General features: G+C 35.1%; 25 protein-coding genes. 14 read left to right on the top strand and 11 right to left on the bottom strand.

All coding sequences use genetic code 11. The annotated features are described in order from the left end of the window. Positions 1 to 12 precede the first annotated feature (12 nt). The 4 genes from FF52_RS05010 to FF52_RS04995 form a co-directional block, all read right to left on the bottom strand. Positions 13 to 3,204, bottom strand: a complete 3,192-nt coding sequence (locus tag FF52_RS05010; RefSeq protein WP_008463515.1) for a SusC/RagA family TonB-linked outer membrane protein — start codon at positions 3,202 to 3,204, stop codon at positions 13 to 15. 635 nt (positions 3,205 to 3,839) lie between these two features. After that, a complete protein-coding gene (locus FF52_RS05005) occupies positions 3,840 to 4,283 on the bottom strand; it encodes a hypothetical protein (RefSeq protein ID WP_008463513.1) in 444 nt (147 codons plus the stop codon). A 182-nt stretch (positions 4,284 to 4,465) separates the two neighbouring features. After that, positions 4,466 to 5,101, bottom strand: coding sequence for a hypothetical protein (locus FF52_RS05000; protein WP_008463511.1), 636 nt, complete (start codon positions 5,099 to 5,101; stop codon positions 4,466 to 4,468). A 195-nt stretch (positions 5,102 to 5,296) separates the two neighbouring features. Then, positions 5,297 to 5,500, bottom strand: a complete 204-nt coding sequence (locus FF52_RS04995; protein ID WP_008463510.1) for a hypothetical protein — start codon at positions 5,498 to 5,500, stop codon at positions 5,297 to 5,299. A gap of 237 nt (positions 5,501 to 5,737) precedes the next feature. Here FF52_RS04995 and FF52_RS04990 point away from each other — a divergent pair, with 237 nt between their 5' ends. The 4 genes from FF52_RS04990 (at position 5,738) to FF52_RS04975 (ending at position 8,827) form a co-directional block, all read left to right on the top strand. Continuing rightward, positions 5,738 to 6,355 (top strand): isochorismatase family cysteine hydrolase, encoded by a 618-nt coding sequence (locus tag FF52_RS04990; protein ID WP_008463508.1) that lies wholly within the window; start codon positions 5,738 to 5,740, stop codon positions 6,353 to 6,355. Between the two features lie 3 nt (positions 6,356 to 6,358). After that, entirely contained in the window at positions 6,359 to 6,889 is a 531-nt protein-coding gene (locus FF52_RS04985; RefSeq protein ID WP_008463506.1) for a hypothetical protein, read from the top strand. Positions 6,890 to 7,083: 194 nt separating this feature from the next. Then, positions 7,084 to 8,445, top strand: coding sequence for an FAD-dependent oxidoreductase (locus tag FF52_RS04980; RefSeq protein WP_008463505.1), 1,362 nt, complete (start codon positions 7,084 to 7,086; stop codon positions 8,443 to 8,445). Positions 8,446 to 8,623: 178 nt separating this feature from the next. Then, positions 8,624 to 8,827 (top strand): hypothetical protein, encoded by a 204-nt coding sequence (locus FF52_RS04975; RefSeq protein WP_008463503.1) that lies wholly within the window; start codon positions 8,624 to 8,626, stop codon positions 8,825 to 8,827. A 53-nt stretch (positions 8,828 to 8,880) separates the two neighbouring features. Here FF52_RS04975 and FF52_RS04970 read toward each other — a convergent pair whose 3' ends face one another. The 7 genes from FF52_RS04970 to FF52_RS04940 all read right to left on the bottom strand — a co-directional run bounded on the left by FF52_RS04970 (position 8,881) and on the right by FF52_RS04940 (position 15,469). Then, positions 8,881 to 9,129 carry a hypothetical protein gene (locus FF52_RS04970; RefSeq protein ID WP_035690839.1) on the bottom strand — a complete coding sequence of 83 codons (249 nt, stop codon included), beginning with the start codon at positions 9,127 to 9,129 and terminating at the stop codon, positions 8,881 to 8,883. A gap of 174 nt (positions 9,130 to 9,303) precedes the next feature. Next, positions 9,304 to 10,323 (bottom strand): cytochrome-c peroxidase, encoded by a 1,020-nt coding sequence (locus tag FF52_RS04965; protein WP_008463500.1) that lies wholly within the window; start codon positions 10,321 to 10,323, stop codon positions 9,304 to 9,306. Positions 10,324 to 10,379: 56 nt separating this feature from the next. Then, entirely contained in the window at positions 10,380 to 11,246 is an 867-nt protein-coding gene (locus tag FF52_RS04960) for an MbnP family protein (RefSeq protein ID WP_008463498.1), read from the bottom strand. A gap of 54 nt (positions 11,247 to 11,300) precedes the next feature. Beyond that, positions 11,301 to 11,669 carry a hypothetical protein gene (locus FF52_RS04955; protein WP_052017582.1) on the bottom strand — a complete coding sequence of 123 codons (369 nt, stop codon included), beginning with the start codon at positions 11,667 to 11,669 and terminating at the stop codon, positions 11,301 to 11,303. Positions 11,670 to 11,850: 181 nt separating this feature from the next. Then, positions 11,851 to 13,830, bottom strand: coding sequence for a TonB-dependent receptor plug domain-containing protein (locus FF52_RS04950; RefSeq protein ID WP_008463494.1), 1,980 nt, complete (start codon positions 13,828 to 13,830; stop codon positions 11,851 to 11,853). Between the two features lie 4 nt (positions 13,831 to 13,834). After that, positions 13,835 to 14,758 carry a hypothetical protein gene (locus FF52_RS04945; protein WP_008463492.1) on the bottom strand — a complete coding sequence of 308 codons (924 nt, stop codon included), beginning with the start codon at positions 14,756 to 14,758 and terminating at the stop codon, positions 13,835 to 13,837. Between the two features lie 309 nt (positions 14,759 to 15,067). Beyond that, positions 15,068 to 15,469: a hypothetical protein gene (locus FF52_RS04940; protein ID WP_008463490.1), complete on the bottom strand. Its 402-nt coding sequence runs from the start codon at positions 15,467 to 15,469 to the stop codon at positions 15,068 to 15,070. 448 nt (positions 15,470 to 15,917) lie between these two features. On the opposite strand from FF52_RS04940, the gene FF52_RS04935 reads away from it, so the two are divergent. The 10 genes from FF52_RS04935 (at position 15,918) to FF52_RS04890 (ending at position 23,206) form a co-directional block, all read left to right on the top strand. Next, positions 15,918 to 16,733 carry an alpha/beta fold hydrolase gene (locus tag FF52_RS04935; protein ID WP_008463488.1) on the top strand — a complete coding sequence of 272 codons (816 nt, stop codon included), beginning with the start codon at positions 15,918 to 15,920 and terminating at the stop codon, positions 16,731 to 16,733. 59 nt (positions 16,734 to 16,792) lie between these two features. Further along, positions 16,793 to 17,110, top strand: coding sequence for a hypothetical protein (locus FF52_RS04930; protein WP_008463485.1), 318 nt, complete (start codon positions 16,793 to 16,795; stop codon positions 17,108 to 17,110). A gap of 101 nt (positions 17,111 to 17,211) precedes the next feature. Beyond that, a complete protein-coding gene (locus tag FF52_RS04925) occupies positions 17,212 to 17,844 on the top strand; it encodes a hydrolase (protein ID WP_008463483.1) in 633 nt (210 codons plus the stop codon). Between the two features lie 60 nt (positions 17,845 to 17,904). After that, positions 17,905 to 19,791, top strand: a complete 1,887-nt coding sequence (locus tag FF52_RS04920; protein WP_008463481.1) for an amidohydrolase — start codon at positions 17,905 to 17,907, stop codon at positions 19,789 to 19,791. A 10-nt stretch (positions 19,792 to 19,801) separates the two neighbouring features. Further along, entirely contained in the window at positions 19,802 to 20,236 is a 435-nt protein-coding gene (locus tag FF52_RS04915) for a DoxX family protein (protein ID WP_035690904.1), read from the top strand. Between the two features lie 336 nt (positions 20,237 to 20,572). Next, the gene (locus FF52_RS04910) at positions 20,573 to 21,046 is read left to right on the top strand and encodes a Dps family protein (RefSeq protein ID WP_008463478.1); all 474 of its coding nucleotides are present in this window, start codon (positions 20,573 to 20,575) and stop codon (positions 21,044 to 21,046) included. 9 nt (positions 21,047 to 21,055) lie between these two features. Then, entirely contained in the window at positions 21,056 to 21,727 is a 672-nt protein-coding gene (locus tag FF52_RS04905) for a YoaK family protein (RefSeq protein WP_008463475.1), read from the top strand. A gap of 119 nt (positions 21,728 to 21,846) precedes the next feature. Further along, a complete protein-coding gene (locus tag FF52_RS04900; protein ID WP_008463473.1) occupies positions 21,847 to 22,137 on the top strand; it encodes a GNAT family N-acetyltransferase in 291 nt (96 codons plus the stop codon). A 98-nt stretch (positions 22,138 to 22,235) separates the two neighbouring features. Further along, positions 22,236 to 22,856, top strand: a complete 621-nt coding sequence (locus FF52_RS04895; RefSeq protein ID WP_008463471.1) for an alpha/beta hydrolase — start codon at positions 22,236 to 22,238, stop codon at positions 22,854 to 22,856. Continuing rightward, entirely contained in the window at positions 22,856 to 23,206 is a 351-nt protein-coding gene (locus FF52_RS04890) for a hypothetical protein (protein ID WP_008463469.1), read from the top strand. The genes FF52_RS04895 and FF52_RS04890 overlap by 1 nt, the downstream gene beginning before the upstream one ends. Positions 23,207 to 23,701 lie beyond the last annotated feature (495 nt).

Here is a 23,701-nt window from a genome sequence, read left to right as displayed (position 1 = left end):
GATTCCGAGTTTTTAAAATTTAACATTAAGGTTAAGACTGAAGTTTCTAGTTGTTGGCAACGCTAAACTTTCCAATCCTTGTGCATTTCCTGTATTGAAAGCTGTTTCAGGATCAATATTTGGCGCATCTTTATAGATAAAGAATAAGTTACGTCCAGCTGCAGTAATGCTTGCTCCTTCTAATCCTAACTTTTTAACCAATTTTTTATCAACATTATAAGTTAGTTTGATCTCTCTCATTTTTACAAAAGTTGAGCTATAGATATAGGCTTCGCTAATATTGTATGATGCTTTATAATATTCTTGTGCACTAATCACTTTATTATTTGGCGTCCCGTCAGCAAATACACCGCCGAAAATCATTCCGTCATCATAAACCGTTACACCGCTTGGAGCAGCTCCTCCGCTTACAAGAGTCTTCGGGTTCGCTGTATTATTTCCTGGGTAATAGTAGCTTAATCCGCCGTTTTCAGCGCCACGTCCTGGAAGAGTCTGTGCTAAAACTCCTGTATAGTTTCCTGTTCTGTTAGTTCCAGAGAAAAGTTCACCGCCAACGCTAGCATCAACAAGGAAAGAAAGCTCAAGATTTTTATAAGTCAAAGTATTCGTAAGACCTGCTAAATAATCTGGCGTATAATGTCCTAGAACCTTTTTTGTCGGATCTGCTTTTGGAAGACCGTTTGCTCCTACTACAATATTGCCGCTTGCATCACGCTGATAAGCTGTTCCGTAAAGTGCTCCGTAAGCTTGCCCAACAGACGCCAATACATCAACACCTCCAGAAGAACCAATTGTATAGTTTTTAATATCTCCAGCGTAATCTAGAATTTCTACTTTACTCTTATTTTTTGAATAATTTACAGCCACATTCCATTTGAAGTTTTCCGTTTGAACTGGATTTCCGTCCAATTGCACCTCAATACCTTGGTTGTTGATTTTACCTGCATTTATTAACTGCGAAGTATAACCGCTTGATGCTGTAGTTTTAATTTCTAAAATTTGGTCGAAACTATTTGTATTATAGTATGCTACATCAAAATGAAGTCTGTTTTTCCAGAAAGAAGCTTCTAGACCCACCTCTGTAGAACGTGTTGTTTCTGGTTTTAGGTTTTCATTTAATTTCTTTTGAGAAGAAGTCTGAATTGGGTTTCCGTCAAATGCTGTTTGGAAATTGTAAACCGTAGACAATTGGTACGGATCTGCATCGTTACCTACTTCAGACCATCCACCTCTAACTTTTAAGAAATCAAGTGTACTGCTCTTAATGTTCAATGCATCTGTTAAAACTACACTTCCGTTAAAAGAAGGATAGAAATAAGAACGGTTGCTGCTTGGCAATGTAGAAGACCAGTCATTACGCGCTGTAACGTTTAAGAAAGCATAGTTTCTAAATCCTACTTGAGCAGATGCGTAAGCACTATACACTCTTAATCTTGACAATGAATTTGATGAAGTCAACGGATCTCTAGAGTTAGTTAAAGTATATAAATCTGGAACCGCTAAACGTGGCGCTTTCTGATAATTATTTGCATCGCTATGGTTACGAATATTGAAACCTGCAAGCGCATCTAAACTGAAATCATCATTTAGCTGTTTTGTATATTGAAATATACCCTCAGTATTTTGTTCATTTACTGTGTAAGCATCTTCAGCATACGATCCGAAAGGAGTTCCGTTTGTACCATACTTAATAGTATATTTTCTGCGGTCATTATAATAATCAACACCTGTACGGAATCTGAAGTTAAGTCCTTCAGCCAATTTCGCGTCTAAATGGACATCTCCAATTATACGGTTACGCTGTTGGCTTGTTGTATTGTAATAGGCGTTCCAATATGGGTTACTGTAGTAGCTATTGTTCCAGTTCGTATTCCAGTCTTTATCCAATTCATTAATGTCGACCTGACGTCCGAACCAAAGAAACTGAAGCATTACACCCGCAGCACGCCCTCCTGATGGACCACCTGGCAATTGTGGAGCATTTGTAACAATATAATTTGCATTAACACCAACTTTTACATTTTCAGAAATCTGATAATTGGTATTAATTGTAAAGTTTGTTTTGTTTATTTCACTGTTTGGTACAGTTCCAAGCTGTTTCTGATTGTTTACACCTAAACGGAAATCTCCTTTATCATTAGCTTTTGCAATAGAAACACTATTGTCGTAAGTAAGTCCTGTATTAAAGAAATCTTTTACATTGTTTGGATGCGCTACAAAAGGAACAGCTTCACCTTTAGAATAAAACTGAGGTATTAAACGACCGTCCATTCTTGGTCCCCAGCTTTCATCAACTCCATCATTAACTCCTCCTCCTTTTCCGTCTACGTAGCTAAATCTTCCGTTAGAACCTTGACCAAAAGTATTTTGGAAAGAAGGTAAAGTAGCCACTTGAGAAACGGTTATACCAGTATTAAAAGTAACTCCATATCCTGATTTTTGTCCTTTTCCAGATTTTGTAGTAATAAGTACCACACCATGCGCAGCACGCGATCCGTAAAGTGCGGCAGCATTTGGTCCTTTCAAAACAGTCAAAGTTTCAATATCCTGCGGATTTAAATCGGCAATTGCATTTCTGAAATCACGAGTTGCTCCTCCAAAGTTCAATTGTGAGTTATCTACAGGAACTCCATCTACTACAAAAAGTGGCTGGTTGTTTCCTGCAATAGAAGTTTCCCCACGGATAATAATACGTGAAGATCCCATATCTCCTTGTGAATTTGTAATACGAACACCCGCTAATTTACCCGAAAGACCATTCAAAAAGTTCGTTTCTTTCGTAGTAGCCAATTCTTTTCCTTTTAGTGCCTGAGTCGTATATCCTAGAGATTTCTTTTCTTTTGAAATTCCAAGTGCCGTAACCACAACTTCAGACAATGCATTCTGTTCTTCAGTGAGACTGATAGTGATAGCGTTTTTGTTTACTACAACTTCTTCTTTTTTATATCCTAAATAACTAATTAAAAGTGTGTAAGGGAATTTTTGTCCGGTTTGAAAGAAAAATTTTCCATCTGTATCCGTAACAACACCGTGTGTAGTACCTTTAATGGTTACCGAAGCTCCGATAATTGGCTCTTTTGTAATGGCATCAACTACGGTTCCTTCCAGTTTAGACTGAATTAACGGCTTAGTATCTTGAGCTTTAACTCCTATGGAAATCAACAAAATACATAGCCAAGCATATCTTTTTAATTTTATTTTCATTACTTTGTTTTAGTTTAATAAATAAGGCGAGCCTCGAACAGTTTTAGACTATTCATGCTTTCCTTTTAGAGATGACAATTTCTTTAAACTCTGACCATTTCTGCTGCAACAGAAATGGTTTTCTTTTTTATCTGCAGCACATTCGTTTTTTCATTTTTACTTTTTTTTAGATTATTATTTTATTTGGCCTATACAATTTTACCCCTGTTTCAGGATAGTGTTATTAAAAATTTACAAATGAATTTAAAAGAGGAATTTTAACCGTAGTGATGCATAAGGTGCAAATGTGTTATGCTTTTATATTTCTGAAAATGAAATGATAAGGCTTAAATCTCTGTATTTCTAATTAAATTTTAAACTCTACTAATTTGATAGAACAAAAGTATGTTAAAAATTTTAGTTCCCAAATTTTAATTAAACTTTTTGCAAAAAAAATGTTAATCCCTGTAAACAAAAGGACTTAAGCATCTAAAAATAAAACAGTTATAAAAAATGCGCGTTTTTACAGTTTTATAAGAATTGTACTAATCTTGAAACTCAAAAAATGCTTTTAATAGCATTTTAGCAAAGTTTCGTGCAAAAAAAAAAGCTCCAAGATCATAAGACCTTGGAGCTTCTATTTTAGTATTGAAATATTATAACTCGTTAAACTCGTGCAACGATTTCAATGTAGTTTCATAAAATAAGATGGCCGCGATAAGATTTCCTTTATCAGAATAAGGCATCATTTTTCTTTGGAAATCTACTGTAGTATCTAAGAAAACAGTGGTGCCTTCTGCCTGTCCATCTAAGATTTTTTTATTCTCACTTGTATCTGGAATACCTAAATCTGCCATTGTTACACCAGGTTTAGTAACCAAAGCAATATAAGGAAGTGTTTTTACTAGAACTTTAATACGTTCAATGTACAATTCTAAAAGTTCTCCTTTTTGCATACCACTTAGTTCTTTTTGGTCATGGTATTTGCGGATTAAGGCAGTTGTACTAATGATACTTCTTGGAGCATTTTTTGCCTGTGCAGAAACGGCAGCAGTCGTCAAGAAGAAAAGGACACATAATAAAATAATCTTGCTCTTCATTTTCTTAATAGATTGGTTCTTGAATAAAAGCAAAAATATATAAATTATGTTAAAATGCAACTTTTATACTTTCTTTTTCACAATAAAATTATAATTGTTACGTTGCGATAAGGAAAATATTACAGTAAAACAGGAATTTTGGCTATTTCAGCACATTTTTCCCAAAGCTAATTGTATTGCTTTTATGATTTAATTATTCTAAAACGGCTCGGATATTTAATCCATAAACTTTTTTTGTTTCCGTAATAGTCCATAAATTCTCCGCAGACAAAAACAGCATGCACTTTTGACCAAGCCACAACGCCGCAATATTCAGTTCCAGATTCTTTTTTCAATTTCTGAATCTGTTTGCCTAATGTGAATCCAAGGTACTTATAAATAGTCGGAGTATACACTGTACCGTCTTCTAGATCTTCCAACGCTTTGTCAAAAGTGGCTTCCTTATCAATAATCTGTTTGTATTTTGCCATTACAGCATAAGTCAATTCTGCATAATTGGTAATTTTCTCACTATCGCAGTTGTCCTTGATATAGACAAAACCTGCAGATTCTTTAGCTTTGCTTATTTCTGTAGTGTTCAGGTTGAATGAGGCATTGTTCTTTAAAGTAATTTTATATAAATCGTCGGTTAGCTTTTCGGTTACAAAAAGATTATCTAATCCGTAAACATTTAAAGAAGCTTTAATAAAAGCTATAGATGAACAATTGGTGCGTTCACCTTGCTTAAAACTTTCGAATATTTTATCAGAACTCAATTGAGCGAATGCATTTGAACAGATAAACATTAAAAGTAAAAAAACTGAAGTAACCGATTTCATGCCTTGTATTATATATTGTTTCCCAATTATTATTGAGAGATTGTATTAGATTTTTACAAATCTATAAAAATCATGTCATATTTTTCACTTCTTCACTTTTATCTCTTAAAAAAAGTCTTTTTAAAGAGGAAAATGGATTTGTGATGAAAAGAAGAATAAAAAAACGTCCCAAAAAAACTTCAGGACGCATTAGCATTATTTTTTATCTTCATTATTCAATTTATCATCGAGTTCAGGTTCTTCTCCTTTGAACTTTTTAGTGTCAACATCATAATTTTCATCATTTGTCAACACTTCATCATGTTCTTTATATTGATGTTTCCTTGTATCATTTCGATGATCTCCCCCGCCCTGTTGTTTAGGGTTTGGGTTTTTCTGGGTTTGATTATTCTTTTCCATAATTTCTTCTTTTTTAAAATGATTATTAAAATTAAGTCAAATGCAATGGTCTGGCTTATATAATCATTTTTAAAAATTATAAAATGAAACGGCTTTGGTCAATTCACTTTATTTCGATAAATCCGTTAAATATCGCAGTTTTCATTTTGTCATATTTTGAAAACATCAATAAAACTGCATCATAAACAAGTGGCATATTATTAGGATACAAGAACTTAACTTAAAAACTTTAAAATTATGGGCTTGTATCAACTTCAAAAAACCGCACTTGTCATTATTGATCCATTTAATGATTTTCTTTCTGAAGGAGGAAAATTATTTCCTGTAACAAAAGAAACTGTTGAAGGAAATAAAGTAGTCAGCAACATCAAAAAACTATTGACTGCTGCGAGAGAAAAGAAAATTCAGGTAATTTACGCACCGCATCGCAATACCCAGATAAGAGATTATTTGAACTGGAAATTTATGGCGCCTTCGCACCTAGGAAGCAAAAGCATTACTTTGTTTGAAAAAGGTTCTTGGGGAGCCCAATTTCATCCCGATCTCATTATGCAGGAAGGCGACCTTATTGCGCAAAATCATTGGACTGCCAGCGGTTTTGCCAACACCGACTTAGATTTTCTTTTACGTCAACATGATATTGACCAAATTGTTCTTGCCGGCATGAGAGCCAATACCTGTATCGATTCAACTGCGAGATTTGGTGTCGAACTAGGCTATCATGTCACTTTAATCAAAGATGGAATTGGTGCTTTTAATTGGGAAGAAATTAAAGCAACGGTCGAAACTAATTTTCCGAATTACGGGCATGTTCTTCTCTCTACTGAAGAATTCATAAATAACATCAACTCCTGAGTTATGGAATCTTTTACAGAAAGCACGACAACAGCTATAATTAATGCTCCTTTGGAAAAAATTGATTTGACAGAATGGCTTTTTACTTTAAAAGACAAAGAGTATCAAGAATGTTCTGCATCGCATATTGCGGCAGGAAACTCAATAGCAGAAGATGGACGTAGAATATCTATTAATGTAGAACAGATTGCAGGAAATCTATTAATTCAGCATTATGTTGAAGATATTTCAGAAAGAAATCATTGCGCTGTAAATTCAGTTTCAGATTCTTTGTCTCCTCTTGGGCGCACTACTTTGATAATTAAATGGGAATTGAAGGTTAAAAAGCTATCCGATTCTTCTTGTGAATTTTCCAATCATGTCGTGATTTCGCTTACCGAACATTTCCTTCAATTGCTCCATGAAGCTGGCGTTTCAGATTTAGAACCCGTTCGTATTAATATGAAAGATAATTTGGAAACACATAATAAAGAAGAGACACCATTGTTTGCGGCAAACATTCAGAAAAAAGCTTTGTCTGGCATTTGGAATTAGATTAGCTAATCTAAAAAATACTGATTATCAAAGATTTGACAATTCTTAAACTTCAATATTGAAAATCAGTAGTTTAAACGTAACTTTGCGGCCTCAATAAGTTACAATAGAATATGTGGACTATATGCCATGAATGCCAAGGACAGGGCAAAATAAATCGCGGACTCAGTAAAAAAGCGCAACGTCGTTATCAGATGGAATTAGCTGCATATGAGCAATCGCCAAACTTAAAAACTGCGCCAGTTCGTCCAAAAGCTCATCTGCATTTGTGCATAAATTGTTCAGGATCAGGATTAGTTCAATCTGAAAAGTATCTTGAACCTGATCTCACTAAACCGCATGTTGCCATTATTGGTGCGGGTATAGGCGGAGTTGCCTTAGCAGTAGCCTGTTTACATCGCGGAATTCCTTTTACAATTTACGAAAGAGACGGAGACTTTGATGCCAGATCTCAGGGCTACGGACTTACTTTACAGCAAGCCAGTAAAGCCATGAAAGGTTTGGGAATTATTTCTCTAAACGGTGTAATTTCGACAAAACATATCGTACACAATACCGATGGAAAAATATTGGGCGAATGGGGAACCAGAAAATGGCTGGAAACCGCCATTAAATCACCTGCAAAACGCACCAACATACATATCGCAAGACAATCGCTTCGATTAGCTCTTTTGGAACAGCTTGGAGGAAACAATACTGTACAATGGGGACATCAATTAGTAAATCTTACAGCATCTGAAGAAAGTGTAGAATTAAACTTTCAGGCAAACGGAGAAATAATAACAGCAAAAGCCGATCTTGTTGTAGGTGCAGATGGCATTAGAAGCGCTGTTAGAAGATTTATAATTGACGAAGAAGCAACACCGCTTCGTTATTTGGATTGTATTGTAATTTTAGGGATTTGTCCTTTAAGTTCTCTAGGAGAACTTTCGAGTGATTTGCTAGATGGTGAAACAATATTCCAGACTGCCAACGGAAACGAACGTATTTACGTAATGCCATACACGGCCGATTCTGTAATGTGGCAATTAAGTTTCCCTATGTCTGAGGAAGAAGCCAAAGAATTAAGTACCAAAGGACCGCAAGCCTTAAAAGAAGAAGCCTGCCGAAGAACGCAATGGCACACTCCTATTCCCCAGATTTTGAAAGCCACGCAAGAAAATCTAATTTCTGGATATCCTGTTTATGACCGTGAATTATTAAGTGCATCATTATTAGAAAAAAATCACAATATCACTTTAATTGGCGATGCAGCGCATCCGATGAGTCCGTTTAAAGGACAAGGCGCCAATCAAGCTTTGTTAGATGCTTTAAAGTTGGCTAGAAAAATTTCGAAAGGCTGTAATGCAAAGTCAAAATGGAAAGAAAGAGGATTGAGAGAATGCGTATTAAACGAATTTGAAGCTGAAATGCTCGAGCGAAGTGCCGCAAAAGTTAAAGGCTCTGCCGATGCTGCGCAGTTCTTGCATTCTGAAATTATACTTCAAGAAGGCGATGAACCTAGGGGAAGGTGCCTTAAGAGGGAGAAAGATTCAGAGAAAAAAGACAAAGATTAAAGACGAAAGATTAAAATTCAAAAAGCTAAACAAAATTTGTTTAGCTTTTTTTATATTATTAATTCTCAACCCTATACATGTAAATTAAACAACAATTTAATATTATTTTATAACTGAATTACTTCTCATCTTTTTAATTTTATGATCTCATTTACAAACCATATAAAAAAAACACGTCATGAAAAATTTACAAATAAATTTCAGTCCAAACAATGAAACCTGTACAGACCGAACTTTGGTTTGTAAAGGTGACAATAACGAATTAATATTTCGTAAAACTTATGTAGGCGATTGGGGAGATTGGGATGAAAAACCAGAAGATGCTTTACAAGATAAGCCTCTTTATCTGGATCAAAATACAAGTTTTACAAGTGCAGTTTAAGCGCAAACTGTTATAAAACTATTTAGGCAATACAATTATGTGAAAATTATGAATTATCCTAAAACACTAATTGTGTTGCTTAAATTTTCTTTGTTTATAAAATCCAGAATAAATTCTTTTACTTCGTTGCTTGCTTCTGTTTTTGTTGCAAACGAATTAATATAAAATTCATCATCCTTATCACTAATATGAATAATTTCTGTGTAGCCTTTTGTAATTAAACTGCCTTTTAGTTTGATTACGTTTACCTGTTGCTTCCCATCAAGTTCTTTGCGAACCTGTAATTTTATAGCTCTTTCCATATTCAAATAATTTAAATAATTAACTATCATTCAGTTACTAAATTTAAAACATTTAATCTATCGAAATCAGATTTTAACACTATCCGCAACGTATTATTTATCAACATATTATAAACATTTCTTTTTTTTTTATAATAGAAATGCTAAATACCAGTAAAATCAAGTCTTTCGAGGTTAATTTCCTGTAAATTCTTTGTCGCTAAGAGTTTTCATAAACGCAATAAGGTTTTCTTTTTCGGGTTCTGTCAGCGGAATTTTATTTCCGTTATTTTTAAAAATAGGATCCAAATTTTCTGCTTCCAAAACACCAGTGTCAAAATAATCCAAAACAGATCTTAATGTAGCAAATTGACCAAAACTTCCATAAGGCGCTGTATATTCAATATTACGCAGACTTGGAACTCTAAAACTCATAAAATCAGATGGGATTCCGGTAACTCTTCCTCGTCCTGCTTCATTAGAATCTGTATTTACTGGAAACCCAATATTTCTAAAACTTTGATCTGTAAACAATTCTGTGCTATGACAGCTGGCACATTTCCGCTGAAATGTTGCGTAGCCTGCCGCTTCACTTTCTGTAAACGATTGTCCTTCTTTTCGTTTTACTTTATCATATTTGCTGTTGGCAGAAATTAAAGTGTATTCAAATTGTGCGATACTTTTATAAATCCTGTCAGCAGTAATTTCCTGATCGCCAAATGCTTTTTTAAATAAATCTTTATAAGAAGCATCATCTTTAATTTTTCCGATCACTTCCAGAATCGATGAATCCATTTCTTCATGCGTAATAATTGGCACTAAAGGCTGCGTTTCCAACTGCAGTCTGCTTCCATCCCAATTAAAAAACTTTAAAAACATCAAATTCTGAAGCGGTGGTGCATTTCTTAGTCCAACTCTGCCTTCAATTCCAATTGCTCGCGCATTATGATCTGCAAAAGCATTCGCTTGGATATGACAGCTTGCACACGAAATTGTATTGTCTGCGCTAAATCTTTTGTCAGAGAAAAGTTTTTCACCCAATTCAACTCCATATTTTGTAGGCTTGTTCAAACTCACGTAACTGTTTACTTCTGGAAAATCAGTCGGAATAGACAATGCAAGTTCAGGATTATCAAAATAAGTTTCATCAGAATCACTACTGCTACAAGAAGCGAAAAAGATTACGATTATGATGAAGCCAAATATTTTTTTCATTTAAACGAATTTTAAAATAGAGCCGTCTTTTAATTTCAGACGGCTCCAAAATATATTTAGTTTTCTACACTAGTAACAGAAAACATTCCTGAGATATCATTTGTTCCATTTCCTCCCAAATTATCCACAAATTTTACCATCTGAGCTGCAGTATGAATATTCGGAGTTGCATTATCAGTCATTGTTGTTCCAGTCGATAATGTAATTGTATTGATTTTTCCGCTCAATAACTTATCAAAATCAGCTTTAATTTTGATTTTTGGAGCTTTGCTTCCTACCACTGCGTTTGCTGTAAGGCTTAATGTAATATCTCTGTAAGCATTTACACCTTGAGTATAAGCGCCTTCTTTTCCTGCTACAGTACTTCCAGTATGAATAGACATAACTTTATTATCAGTATCATAAAAACCTTCTACTTTCGTAAAACGGTATCCTGTACCCCATTCCCACATCATTTGAGTATCATTGGCTCCTGCTGCTGCATAAAATTTAGGAAATCTAGTCTGATCTAGAGTATTCTGCTCTGTTTTAATACCCAAACCAAATTTAATCTGTTTGTATGTTGCTGATGGCACATTGCTCAAAACATAGCTCAATGATTCTGTTTTTGCCTGATCGATTACAGTTGCGCCTTTATCTAAATCATTTACATTGTAAGGCACTTCACTCCCATCATCTTTTATAAGACGAATATTGCTGATTACGTATTTTAACTCAGAAAAATGGTGAATTTGCCCTGCTGCAGAAGTATTTGTTGTTGCTGAAGCTGAAGTTGCATCACCTAAAACAATTGTCTTTTCTTTGAAAGTATTATTGAATTCCAGGGTTAAGTTGTTTGCCGCAGGTGTATCGTCATCGCTTGAACATGATACAAATGCTAAAGTAGCCGCTGATAATAAAAGGTATTTTTTTAAAGTTTCCATTATATGATTTTAATTTTTGTATTGCATTCTATTTTAATTAATTGACAAGGACAATTATAAAATAGGCGGCGGTACAAAAATTTCAAGACAAGGTTCTGGCTGACCAGATTCTTTATATAAATTTACTTTTTTAGAATGAATTGCTTTTGGAACAGAAACCGCAAATTCGATATTAGCAATCAAAGCAATATCAATCTTTTTGCTGATGCTTCTCAATTCTAAATCTGTATTTTTTTCGGTTTCCTGAAGTTCTTTTTTCAAATGGCATTTACCATGGCATTGCAATTCTGGCTTGGCTTTGTTAACGCAAAATTCTTTTTCTATAGCATTTTGGTTCAGTTTAAAGTGCACAATGATAAGCGCCTGCTGGAAAGAAACCAGCAGGAACAGAATCGTCATAGTGATACTAAAAACTTTTTTCATTTTACTTGTATAATGATTCTAACACATAAAAACATAGTTTTTAGAAATTTGTAAAAGGTGTTTCACTTTTAATAAAACTCATAGAACTATGTGTTAGAAACTAGTTTCTTTCTTTTTCTTTTCAAGATCACAGAAAATCTATGTTCCTATGTGTTTAAATTTAATCTTGATGTTTTTCTAATTAGAAATTCAATTTTAAAGACGTGAAAATATTACGCCCCATTCTCGGGATATTTCCCCAGTCAGCATACGTACTGTAATATTCATTTAATACATTCTCTGCACCAATCTGAATTGTGCTTCTCACTTTATTGATTGCAAAAGAATAATCAGCAGAAATATTCCAAATGGCATAAGCTGCAGTCAAATCCTCTCCGTATTCCGGACTGTAATTAATTTGCTCAAAATCACCATTGACAGAAGTCTGGATTCCGAAATTTTTATACATATAATGCAATGAAGTCAAATAGCTTAACGGACGTATAAATGGCAGATTTCCTCCTTTATTGTCCATTCCGCGAGCATAAGTCAGCGTTCCTTTCCAGTGCAGATGCTCTAAAATATCGTAGCTTACATTCGCAGACATATTCAAAAGTGTTGCATAATCTAAAGAAGTATAGCCTTTTACCCCAACCGACTGATAATTCATTGGACTTCCTAAACTCAAGATTTTACCAATAATATAATTGTCAATGTAGAAATAGTTGATTTTTCCCTGAATACTTAATCTTTCGTTTGCAAAACCTGCGCTTGCATTTCCTTCATACGAAATTTCATTTTTCAGATTTGGATCTCCGATATAATCGTAGCGGTCAAAACTATTATAAATGTAATATCCGTAACCTTCAGAAACAGAAGGCGCTCTATGACCATAACCCGTTCCAACAGAAAAATTAAACTGATCTATATTTAATTGGTAACTGGCATTTAAACTTGGCAGAAATCTCGTTTTTTCCTGAGGCGCGCCTGGGTGAAAAATCCAGTTGAACTCTATATATTTAGAATAATTGTAGTTCACCCCCAAAGAACCGCCAAGATTCACAGTGCTTTTCTCCGAAAGCTCCCAAGAATTATTCATAGAAAGTCCTGCAAAACGTGTTGTTACCCAGGGCCAGCTATAGGCAAACATGGTTCTTTCGCTTCGATCCTGCGGATACATACGCATTTCTGCAATAGACAAATTATCGTAGGCATTCAACTGAATTTCAGACGAATAGTCATTTCTTTTCAAATTGGCTTTAGAAACTAATCCGTACGTTGTGCTCCAACCTGGCATATCCATATGAACCAAATTCTCAGGACGTGTAGTATCATCCATATAATGTTCGATTGCATTAAAATATACTTTCGTATCCACTACTCTAACCAAACCTTCTTCAAACATTTGTTTGTAAGAAGCCGAAGTAATGAGTGCGCGAGAAAGCCACAAATCCATTGGCAAGGCAGGATAACCTACGTCTTTTGCCACATCAAAAATCGCGTCTAATCGTAATGATGATAAATCGCTGGTTTTATAAGCGAATCCTAATGAAGTATTGAATTTATTGTATTGCGAATGCTTTACTTCATCGTTGTTTCCGTCATGATAATTATCGGCCGTTCGGTAGGAAATGCTTCCGTCAGCCACAAATTTAGTTCCCGAATAAGAGATATTTCCTAAATTGAAAAACTGCTTATTATTAAACTCAAATCCTGTCTGATACGTTCCATTCCATTTCTTTTGAAGTCCAAACGGCGTGCTTTTTCTTTTTAAATCGATGCTTCCTGCAATTGTTGATCCATGCAGGCTTCCCTCTTGTCCCGATTTAATATCGATTGCCGCGAGATTATTGCTTTCTACATAAGACGTAATCGGATCCATTTTATCGGTACACGCGCCAAACACATGCATTCCGTCAATGGTAACCGTAGAACGTTCGGTGCTCATATTGTTCAACAAAGGTTCCCATGCATAAGCTCCACGCTTTATAAAACTGATATTCTCTGACGATGACAAAAATTCATCAACAGAAACCGCCATTTTCATCTCGGTTTCAATTTTCTTTTTTGCGGCGTTTTTTACTGTTACTTCTTCTAAGTTTTTAATACTGTCGTGATGTGCATGCTGGTTTTGAGCCGTTACAGACATTCCCAAAAAAAGTAGCATTATAATATATTTCATGTTATTAGAATAAAGTATCAATATATAGTTCGCTTTTCACGCCTTCAACCCCCGGCGTATGATCGGTCGGAACTACAGTTCCTTTTACGATTAATCCGTTTTGATTCATCATAATTAAATTCAATGTCCAGTTTCCTGTCATCGTATAATTAACCACACCGTGATACAAACCATCATTTCCTTGCGTTAAATCTTTATTATTTGGCGAAGAATGATTGCCCATTGAAGGTTCAGGCATTCTAGGATCTAACTTTAAAGTGTAGCCTACAACTTCTGAATATGAAAACTGTGTTGGATCAGGGAAAGTTCCCGCAGGCGTGGTTGGTTTGTTGTATTTATAAACCCCTGCCACAAGTGGATTTTCTGAAACCATAGGTTTTTGAGGCGAAATCAATGCTATAACATATTGTTCTCCATCATTTCCTGCAAAAGCCGTCATGTTTAGATTTTTATTGGGTTGCTGTGCTACCGAAATATCTTTATTAATCTCATATTTTTGGTTATCAGCCGTAAAACTAATGTACAATTTCCAACTTGCAGTCGTTGAGCTTTCGCCAGTAAAAACAGAATAACCAATGTAGTATTTGTTAGTAGGATCATATGCTAGATTATATTCATGCGGACATGAACTTTTGCTTCCGTCAGCATTGCTCAAAATAGGCAGAAAAGTTACAGCAGAAGAAGTTAGCTCCTGATTGTTTTGAGTGCTCACAATTTTGAAGTGAAGCTCATTATATCCTTTATAGAATTTTCCGTTTAAGGCATCTATGGTTATCTTATAGTTACCGTTAATAAACGAAGCTGCTTCTTTAAATTCGTAGCTTTCAGGAACTTCAGAACCAGTTTCAGCTTCGTAATCTGTTTTATCGATTGTACAGGAAGTAACCGCAAACAATAGTGCGATTATCCAAAAATTAAAAGATTTCATTTGATGATGTTATAAAAAAAGTTCAATATTTAGCACTTGGCCATAAATTTTTGAATATCAAAAAAGAACCAAAATGCTGTGAGCAAACCAAAATATTGGCAGTGTAAATGAAAATGGAAGTGTTTTCCTTTCAATTACAAAAGAAGATCAAAATCAGTTTTAGAAAAATAAATTGAGTAATTTTATCTCAACTAGAATTATAAGCACTAGTAAATCGAGCAAAACAAAACTATTCGAAAATTCAAATTTCAGAATTGGAATTTGGAATTTCACAAATTGGATTTTATAAAAACAACAGGATTTTAATCTCTATACTGTATAGAGAGGAGGATGAAAAGTAAGATTAGAAGCCCCGATAGGTTTCTTTTCAAATAAAATTGAAGTATTCTCTTTTGATTCGATAACTGGAATTGTACTAAAATTAATTTCAGCAGTATTTTGAACGTATACAAGCTCTAATTTATCTTTTAGGCTATCCTGCATTTTTCGTTCGTTATCAGAATATTTTTTAATGCTTTTTTGAAGTTCGCAACGACCATTACAGCTATTAAAAGCTTGTTTGCGTTGCACACAGATGGTTTTTGCAATTTCTTTTTGATTGATTTTAAAAGAAGCATAAACGAACAAGCTGCCAAAAGATGGCGACAGTATTAAAATAGAAAGCGCTATGATAATTACTCTTTTCAATGCTTGTTCAATAGTTGCTGGCAAAAGTACATACTATTTTGTATTTATTTTAACGAATTCTTCATTTTTTATTGGATAATAACTAATCAATTGCATTTGCAAAAAGCGAACTCCTCATCAATTAACGAAATATCGCAAATAAAAAACTTTCTCTTTTCGATAAAGCCTTTAAAATAAAGCCATTGTAAATAAGGCACGTTAATTGGCTACTGTCTGGCATAATTTCCAAATATAAAATGAATAATATGAAAATTAAGCAAACATCCTTCTTTCAGCATGCCCCACCACGTATTCTACACAAAAATTTTCACTTCTTAATCTAGATTAACCGATAGGCCTTTCAATCTGCAATACATTTGCAGTGTAATCATAACAAAACAAAATATAATACCACTTATAAGTTTAAAATTTAAACATATAAATCAATTTAAATTAAAAATATAAACAAATATTAATCTTAAAATCAAAAACCATGAGCACATTTACAGTAAAAGACGGAACAGAAATTTATTACAAAGATTGGGGAACAGGACAGCCAATTGTTTTTCATCACGGATGGCCTTTATCAAGCGATGATTGGGACGCACAGATGATGTTTTTTCTTCAAAAAGGATACAGAGTTATTGCACACGATCGCCGCGGTCATGGACGTTCAAGCCAGACTTCTATAGGAAATAACATGGAAACTTACGCATCAGACATTGCTCAATTAGTTGAGGCTCTTGACTTAAAAGATGCAATTCACGTTGGTCACTCAACAGGAGGCGGTGAAGTAATTCGTTATGCTGCAAAATACGGAAAAGGGCGTATCTCAAAAGCAGTAATCATTAGCGCTGTACCGCCAATTATGGTTCAAAGCGAATCGAATCCTGAAGGTGTGCCTTTGTCTGTTTTTGATGAAATCAGAAAAGGAACGGGTTTTACCAGATCACAATATTTTTATGATTTCCCTATTCCTTTTTACGGATGGAATCGCGAAGGTCAAACCGTTCAAGAAGGAATTAAGCAAAATTGGTGGCGTCAAGGAATGATGGGCTCTGTATTATCTCATTATGAAGGAATTAAAGCTTTCTCTGAAACTGATTTTACAGAAGATCTTAAAAGTTTAGATATTCCGGTTCTTGTGTTGCACGGAGAAGATGACCAGATCGTTCCTTATCATCAAGCGCCAAAATCAGCAAAACTGCTAAAAAACGGAAAATTGATTTCTTACCCAGGATTTCCTCACGGTATGCCAACCACAGAAGCAGAAACGATCAATAATGATATTCTAGCTTTCATAAAATAACTCTTAAAACCTAACTGTCTGCAAAACTTCTTTGCAGACAGTTTAAATCTCTCCAAGTTATGAGTTCATTACAACAACCTTATTTTGAAACCGTTACCGAAGCTTTACAATGGCTAAATGTACAAGGTTTTACAGAAAACTTCAATCTTGATGTAGATTGCATCAGATGCAATACCAACACGCTTAGAATGTCTCCAGAAGAGTTCAGAATCGAATATTTATTTCGTTTCGAAGGTGATACTGATCCCGGTGATGAAGATATTGTATACGGCATAATCTCTGACATTTACAATGTAAAAGGTGTTTTAACCAGCGCTTTTGGAATTTATGCAGATTCAGTTTCTGCTGAAATGATTAAAAAACTTTCTACACATTAATATCAAAATAACAGCCTATCGTAAGAATAACGATATATCGCTAGTTCTCTCGAAAATTAAATACTCTATTGACTAATTATAAAATCTAAAAAATAAACATCATGAAACCATCATCTAACTTATTGACACCAGACAATCACGCCTTAGTATTAATCGATTTTGAAGGTCAAATGGCTTTTGCAACAAGCAATCTTCCTGTACACGAATTGCGTACAAATGTGGCAATCGTTTCTGGAGCATCAAAAATATTTAATGTGTCAACAGTGGTAACTACAGTTGCAGAAGAAAGCTTCTCGGGTCCTGTTTTTCCTGAGGTTGAAGAATTTTATCCAATCGCTACTTCTGGATATATTGACAGAACAACAATGAATACTTGGGAAGACGAAAATGCCTATAAAGCTATTGTAGCAAAAAATAAAAAGAAAATAGTTCTTGCTGGATTATGGACAAGCGTTTGTATTGTTGGGCCTGCTTTATCTGCTATTGAAGAGGGATACGAAGTTTACATTATTACAGATGCCTGTGGCGACGTAAGCAAAGAAGCTCACGAACGTGCCGTACAGAGAATGGTACAAGCTGGTGCAATTCCTATAACTTCTATCCAATATTTATTAGAACTTCAAAGAGACTGGGCGCGAGAAGCTACTTATGGTCCTGTAACTTCTTTAATGAAAAAATATGGCGGTTCTTATGGAATAGGCATTCAATATGCACATACTATGTTGAAACACTAATCTAAAGAGTTCATTTAAACCTATATACCTATCCGAGGCTCTACTCTAAATAATTTAATTATGAAAGCAGATTTAATTTTATTCAACGGAAAAATTCATAGTTTCAATCCAGAAACTCCAAATATAACAGCAGTCGCGATTAAAAACGGAAAATTTATTGGCGTTGGAAATGACAGCGATATCATGCAGTTTGCTTCTGAAGAAACCAAAATAATCGACCTTCAGAATAAGAGAGCTGTTCCAGGAATCAACGATTCGCACATTCACCTTATTCGTGGCGGATTAAACTATAATTTAGAATTACGCTGGGATGGAGTTCCGTCTCTAGCCGATGCGCTTCGAATGCTAAAAGAGCAAGTTGATCGCACTCCAAATCCGCAATGGGTACGTGTAGTGGGCGGTTGGTCTGAATTTCAATTTGCTGAACGCAGAATGCCAACTTTAGAAGAAATCAACGCTATTGCGCCAGATACTCCTGTTTTTATTCTGCATTTGTACGATAGAGCGATTATGAACAGAGCGGCACTGAGAGCTGTTGGATATAACAAAAATACGCCTGCGCCTCCAGGCGGACATATTGAGCGCGACTCAAACGGAGAGCCAACAGGACTTATTATTGCAACACCAAATGCGATGATTTTGTATTCGACTTTGGCTAAAGGCCCTACTCTTTCTTATGAGCATCAGCTTAACTCGACACGTCATTTTATGAAAGAATTAAATCGTTTCGGAATCACCAGTGTGATCGATGCTGGCGGCGGATTTCAGAATTTTCCAGACGATTATAAAGTGGTGAATGAATTGAATGAAAAGAACCAATTGACAGTGCGAATTGCCTACAATCTTTTCACACAAAAGCCAAAACATGAATTTGAAGATTTTTCAGATTGGATTGATACCGTAAAATTATATCAAGGAAATGATATGTACCGCCACAATGGCGCTGGTGAAATGTTGGTTTTCTCTGCTGCTGATTTTGAAGATTTTCTACAGCCAAGACCCGATCTTCCAGAAAACATGGAAGCCGAATTAGAAAAAGTGGTTCGTCTTCTGGTAGAAAACCGTTGGCCGTTTAGACTGCATGCGACTTATAACGAAAGCATTACCAGATTCTTGAATGTATTTGAAAAAATCAACCAAGATATTCCTTTCAACGGACTTCCGTGGATTTTTGACCACGCAGAAACTATTGATGAAAGAAACATCGAACGTGTAAAAGCTTTAGGAGGCGGAATTGCTGTTCAAAGCAGAATGGCTTATCAAGGAGAATATTACACAGATCGTTACGGAGCTAAAGCTGCAGAAAACACACCTCCAATCAAAAAAATGATTGAAATGGAAGTTCCTGTTGGCGCAGGTTCGGACGCCACAAGAGTAAGCAGTTACAATCCGTGGGTTTCCATGTATTGGATGACGGTTGGAAAAACTGTTGGAGGCTTGCAATTGTACAATGAAACCAGATTGAACAGACAAACGGCTTTGGAATTGTACACCAGAGGAAGCGCTTGGTTCTCGCAAGAACAAACAAAAAAAGGAGATATTAAAGTTGGAATGTTTGCCGATTTAGTGGTTTTAGACCGAGATTATTTTGCAATTGACGACGAAGACATTAAAAAAATCGAAGCTGACTTAACCATTGTAGACGGAAAAATTGTGTATGCAAACGGAGATTTTTCTTCTTTCTCCCCTCCTCACATTCCGATTCTTCCAGATTGGTCACCAACAAATATTTATAACGGATACCCTGTAAGGAGCGGTTTGCAAAGTGCAATTGAAAAAAATGCAAAAGCCGATGCAAAACCAAAACTGACTTCGCAGATTCATAGCTGCAGCGGAAGTTGCGACGTTCATTTACACAATCACAACGCTGCCCGATTGAGCAATGTTCCTGTTAATAATTATAATGCATTCTGGGGAGCTTTGGGCTGTTCTTGTTTTGCTTTTTAAATCTCAAAAAATGATTGATATTATAAAACAAATCCTGTATTCCGATTTAGGGACATCATTCAACAATGCAACTCTTTTAGCTTTTAGAGTTCTGCTTGCCATTGAATTATTCAGAGTACACGGAATGAAAAAATTTAGAGTCGAAAACGGACAAAAAGAACATGTTCCAAATCCGCTGCATCTGCCAGAAAAACTAAACGGTTTGGTAGCAACATTTTCAGATACTGTCATCCCGTTTTTCATCATTTTGGGGTTTGGAACAAGGCTCGCGGTCTTACCTACAATTGGTGTCACAGCAATTGGCTATTTTGTGGTTCACCGAAACGATTCGCTAGAAGTGCGCGATGTGCCTTTTATGTACACTTTATCTTTATTACTGCTTCTTGCCCTTGGCGCAGGAACGTATTCACTAGATTACTATTTAGTAACATTATTAAACAATTAATTTAAACGCAAATATTTTTTAACACATAGAAACATAGATTTTTTTGGGAGCAAATAAAAGACGTTTCACTTTGCATTAATACACATAGCATATTTTATTCTCTCGCAGATTAAACAGATTGGGCAGATATTTTCCATTACAAACTTTGTCAAAGTTTAAAACTTTGACAAAGTTCTCACAAAGCGTTAATAAATCTATGTGTTAGAAACTAGTTTCTTTCCTCTCCTTTTCAAAACAAAGAGAAAAACTATGTTTCTATGTGTTTATTGATTTAGATTCCTCCACAACTCAAAACTCATAACTCATAATTAATAACTTATTAAAACCCAATTCAAAATGAAAGCAAACATCGGAATCAAACAAGAAAACATTTCAAAAATCGTAGAGATTTTAACTAAAGTTCTTGCAGACGAATTTATACTTTACACCAAAACAAAAAGAGCACATTGGAACGTTGAAGGTCCTGATTTTTACAACAAGCACATTTTCTTCGAACAGCAATATGATGCGATCGATGAAATTGTGGATACTGTTGCAGAAAGAATTCGTTCTTTAGGCCATTATACTCCAGCTACTTTAAAAGATTTCTTAGCGTTAACACATCTTAGCGAAGAATTACAAGAGAAAAATGACAGTAATGGTTTTATTAAAGAATTGCTTCTCGATCATGAAAGCATCATTATATATCTGCGAGAAAACATCAATCTTATTGCGAATGATCTCCAAGATGCAGGGACAAGCGATTTTATTACAGGTCTTGTAGAAAATCACGAAAAAATGGCGTGGATGCTTCGCGCTCATTTAAACTAAAAAGAAATTATGGAAATAAAACAAAACAATATTTGGTACGTAACCCTGCTTCTAACCATAATAGCAGGGTATTGCGATACCGTAACCTTTGTCGCAGCCGATTCGATATTTTCGGCGCATGTTACAGGAAACTTTATCGTATTTGCCTACCAGATTATCAAAGGTTCAGACTTGCATGCTTGGATAAAACTGCTAACTTTTCCCATTTTTATTATCGCAGTAATTACAGGGGGAAGAATTGCTTTAAAAGCCAGAAATCGCTACACTATTTTATTTTGGGAAGGGATAATACTGGTTTTAAGCGGCATTGCATCCTACGCCTTTGGTTATCTGCAAAATTTCGAAGAATGGACGATGTATACCATCGCCATGACAACTGTATTTGCCATGGGGCTTCAGAATGCTTTTGGAAAACTTTACGCTAAAGAAACGCACGGCCCGACAACTATGATGACAGGAAATGTCACTCAGGCTTCGCTTGACCTCGGAAATCTATTAAAAAACGGATTTAAAGATGCCGAAGTACTTTTAAGTTTTAAAAAACAATTAGTTACAATAATTGGATTTCTTATCGGATGTTTTCTTGGTGCCGTTGCAGGAAAGTTTTTCGGATTAGGCACTTTAATTCTGCCTGGAACTGCTATGATTATTTGCTATTTATACCACCGAGACAGCCAGTAAACACGCATTTTTGAATTGCAGTTTGCCAATAATATAGTATCTTTAAAGAATGGTTTTTATCTCTTTTCCTAAAAAAGAAATTGCTGATATAGGAATAAAACAAAATAGAACCCAATAATATGGAAACAATAAAATTAGAATTAGACGAAAAAAAACACGGCGCTTTTAATCTCTATGTCGACGATAAAAAACTAGGCGAAATGACAGTAAGCATTAAATCAGATTTGTTGACGGTTTATCATACTGGAGTTGAACCAGAAGCAGAAGGAAAAGGTTATGCAAAGAAACTTTTAGAAGAAATGGTAGCATACGTTCGTGCCAATAATTTAAAAGTTTTACCGCTTTGCCCTTATGTTCACGCGCAATTCAAAAGACATCCAGATGAGTACGAAGATATTTGGAAGCAGTAACGTTGAAAAGACGAAAGATTAAAGACGAAAGATTAAAGACGAAAGATTGGAGATGAAAGACTCTGATCTCTAGGCTAAAAATTAAAGATTAAAAAACTATGAATATAGATATATTAACAGATGGTGTTCCTTTAAATGAAGCCAAAAAAGCCCTCATCATGATTCACGGTCGTGGTGCAAGCGCGCATGATATTCTTTCTATCGCCAAACATCTTAAAGTAGAAGATTTTGCATTGGTTGCGCCTCAGGCAGAAAACAGAACTTGGTATCCGTATTCTTTTTTGGCACCCCTAAACGAAAATGAACCTTCATTTTCAAAATCATTAGAAGCTATCCACCAGGTTGTTGTTGCAATTCAGCAAAACGGAATCGAAAAAGAGAATATTTATTTCTTGGGCTTTTCTCAAGGAGCTTGTCTTGCTTTGGAATTTACAACCCGAAATGCCGCAAAATATGGCGGAATCGTAGCTTTTACAGGTGGGCTAATTGGCGATAAGGTGTATGAAAATCATTATTCAGGAAATTTTGAAAATACTCCTGTTTTTATAGGAACAAGCGATCCTGATTTCCACGTTCCTGTAGAAAGAGTGAATGATACAGAAGCGCTTATGGAAAAAATGGGTGCTGACATTACTAAAAAAATCTATCCAAATATGGGACACACCATCAGTCAGGACGAAGTAAATTGTGCAAATGCATTGATTTTCAATAAAAAGTAATGATTACTATAACTCGTGTTTACAGCGATGCTAACGGAGAAAGCCATTTTGAAGAGTTTCAAGTTCCGTTGAAAAACAATGGAGATATTGGATTTTTATCTGATGATGAGCCTGTCAAATCTATTGTTTTTAGAGAAGTAAGTCCGTCTTACGATTACGATTTTCATAATGCGCCAGACCGCCAGTATATTGTGTTACTGGAAGGAGGCGTAGAAATCGAAACTTCGCTGGGAGAAAAAAGAACATTCCCGACGGGTTCAATTTTATTGGTGGAAGATACTACTGGAAAAGGCCACAAAACTAAAAATATCGAACCAAAGCTTCGAAAATCAATATTTATAAAATTGTAATTTAAAAAGGGCCACTCCCGATAGCTATCGGGATAAAGAATTAAATTGATTTTTTTTTCCACGAAGGCGCTAAGACACAAAGTTTTTTTCAAATACTAAAAAAGAATCTCGCAAAGACACAGAGCCGCAAAGTTTTACTTTAAGTAATTTAATCTGCTTAAACCTTTTAAACCTGATAGCTATTGGGAGCGTGAAAAAAATCAAAAGTAAGCGCGAAAAACTATGTGCATTTAAATAAGTGAAACGCCTTTTATACATCTAAAAAGCTATGTTTCTATGTGTTTAAAAAAAATATAAACCTTTACTTAAATCTTTTAATCCCGATAGTTATCGAAAGCGTGAAAAAATTTCAATCTTAAAGATTTTTCTTTTTATTGATTCTCTAAATATACATTTTCCATTATCAAAATCACGATATATCGTGTAATATCAAATTGGCTCTTTCTTAAAAACCCTAATAATAAAGCACTTACTCAAATGGAACAGGGTTTGGTT

Source organism: Flavobacterium sp. F52 (genome assembly GCF_000278705.1).
GTDB lineage: Bacteria > Bacteroidota > Bacteroidia > Flavobacteriales > Flavobacteriaceae > Flavobacterium > Flavobacterium anhuiense.
The sequence above is the reverse complement of the archived record's forward strand: the minus strand, read 5'-3'. Positions and strand labels throughout refer to the sequence as shown.

Bases quoted from the DNA above. Each gene is read 5' to 3' on its own strand.
- FF52_RS05010 (WP_008463515.1), bottom strand. From the start codon at position 3,204: ATGAAAATAAAATTAAAAAGATATGCTTGGCTATGTATTTTGTTGATT.
- FF52_RS05005 (WP_008463513.1), bottom strand. From the start codon at position 4,283: ATGAAGAGCAAGATTATTTTATTATGTGTCCTTTTCTTCTTGACGACT.
- FF52_RS05000 (WP_008463511.1), bottom strand. From the start codon at position 5,101: ATGAAATCGGTTACTTCAGTTTTTTTACTTTTAATGTTTATCTGTTCA.
- FF52_RS04995 (WP_008463510.1), bottom strand. From the start codon at position 5,500: ATGGAAAAGAATAATCAAACCCAGAAAAACCCAAACCCTAAACAACAG.
- FF52_RS04990 (WP_008463508.1), top strand. From the start codon at position 5,738: ATGGGCTTGTATCAACTTCAAAAAACCGCACTTGTCATTATTGATCCA.
- FF52_RS04985 (WP_008463506.1), top strand. From the start codon at position 6,359: ATGGAATCTTTTACAGAAAGCACGACAACAGCTATAATTAATGCTCCT.
- FF52_RS04980 (WP_008463505.1), top strand. From the start codon at position 7,084: ATGGAATTAGCTGCATATGAGCAATCGCCAAACTTAAAAACTGCGCCA.
- FF52_RS04975 (WP_008463503.1), top strand. From the start codon at position 8,624: ATGAAAAATTTACAAATAAATTTCAGTCCAAACAATGAAACCTGTACA.
- FF52_RS04970 (WP_035690839.1), bottom strand. From the start codon at position 9,129: ATGGAAAGAGCTATAAAATTACAGGTTCGCAAAGAACTTGATGGGAAG.
- FF52_RS04965 (WP_008463500.1), bottom strand. From the start codon at position 10,323: ATGAAAAAAATATTTGGCTTCATCATAATCGTAATCTTTTTCGCTTCT.
- FF52_RS04960 (WP_008463498.1), bottom strand. From the start codon at position 11,246: ATGGAAACTTTAAAAAAATACCTTTTATTATCAGCGGCTACTTTAGCA.
- FF52_RS04955 (WP_052017582.1), bottom strand. From the start codon at position 11,669: ATGAAAAAAGTTTTTAGTATCACTATGACGATTCTGTTCCTGCTGGTT.
- FF52_RS04950 (WP_008463494.1), bottom strand. From the start codon at position 13,830: ATGAAATATATTATAATGCTACTTTTTTTGGGAATGTCTGTAACGGCT.
- FF52_RS04945 (WP_008463492.1), bottom strand. From the start codon at position 14,758: ATGAAATCTTTTAATTTTTGGATAATCGCACTATTGTTTGCGGTTACT.
- FF52_RS04935 (WP_008463488.1), top strand. From the start codon at position 15,918: ATGAGCACATTTACAGTAAAAGACGGAACAGAAATTTATTACAAAGAT.
- FF52_RS04930 (WP_008463485.1), top strand. From the start codon at position 16,793: ATGAGTTCATTACAACAACCTTATTTTGAAACCGTTACCGAAGCTTTA.
- FF52_RS04925 (WP_008463483.1), top strand. From the start codon at position 17,212: ATGAAACCATCATCTAACTTATTGACACCAGACAATCACGCCTTAGTA.
- FF52_RS04920 (WP_008463481.1), top strand. From the start codon at position 17,905: ATGAAAGCAGATTTAATTTTATTCAACGGAAAAATTCATAGTTTCAAT.
- FF52_RS04915 (WP_035690904.1), top strand. From the start codon at position 19,802: ATGATTGATATTATAAAACAAATCCTGTATTCCGATTTAGGGACATCA.
- FF52_RS04910 (WP_008463478.1), top strand. From the start codon at position 20,573: ATGAAAGCAAACATCGGAATCAAACAAGAAAACATTTCAAAAATCGTA.
- FF52_RS04905 (WP_008463475.1), top strand. From the start codon at position 21,056: ATGGAAATAAAACAAAACAATATTTGGTACGTAACCCTGCTTCTAACC.
- FF52_RS04900 (WP_008463473.1), top strand. From the start codon at position 21,847: ATGGAAACAATAAAATTAGAATTAGACGAAAAAAAACACGGCGCTTTT.
- FF52_RS04895 (WP_008463471.1), top strand. From the start codon at position 22,236: ATGAATATAGATATATTAACAGATGGTGTTCCTTTAAATGAAGCCAAA.
- FF52_RS04890 (WP_008463469.1), top strand. From the start codon at position 22,856: ATGATTACTATAACTCGTGTTTACAGCGATGCTAACGGAGAAAGCCAT.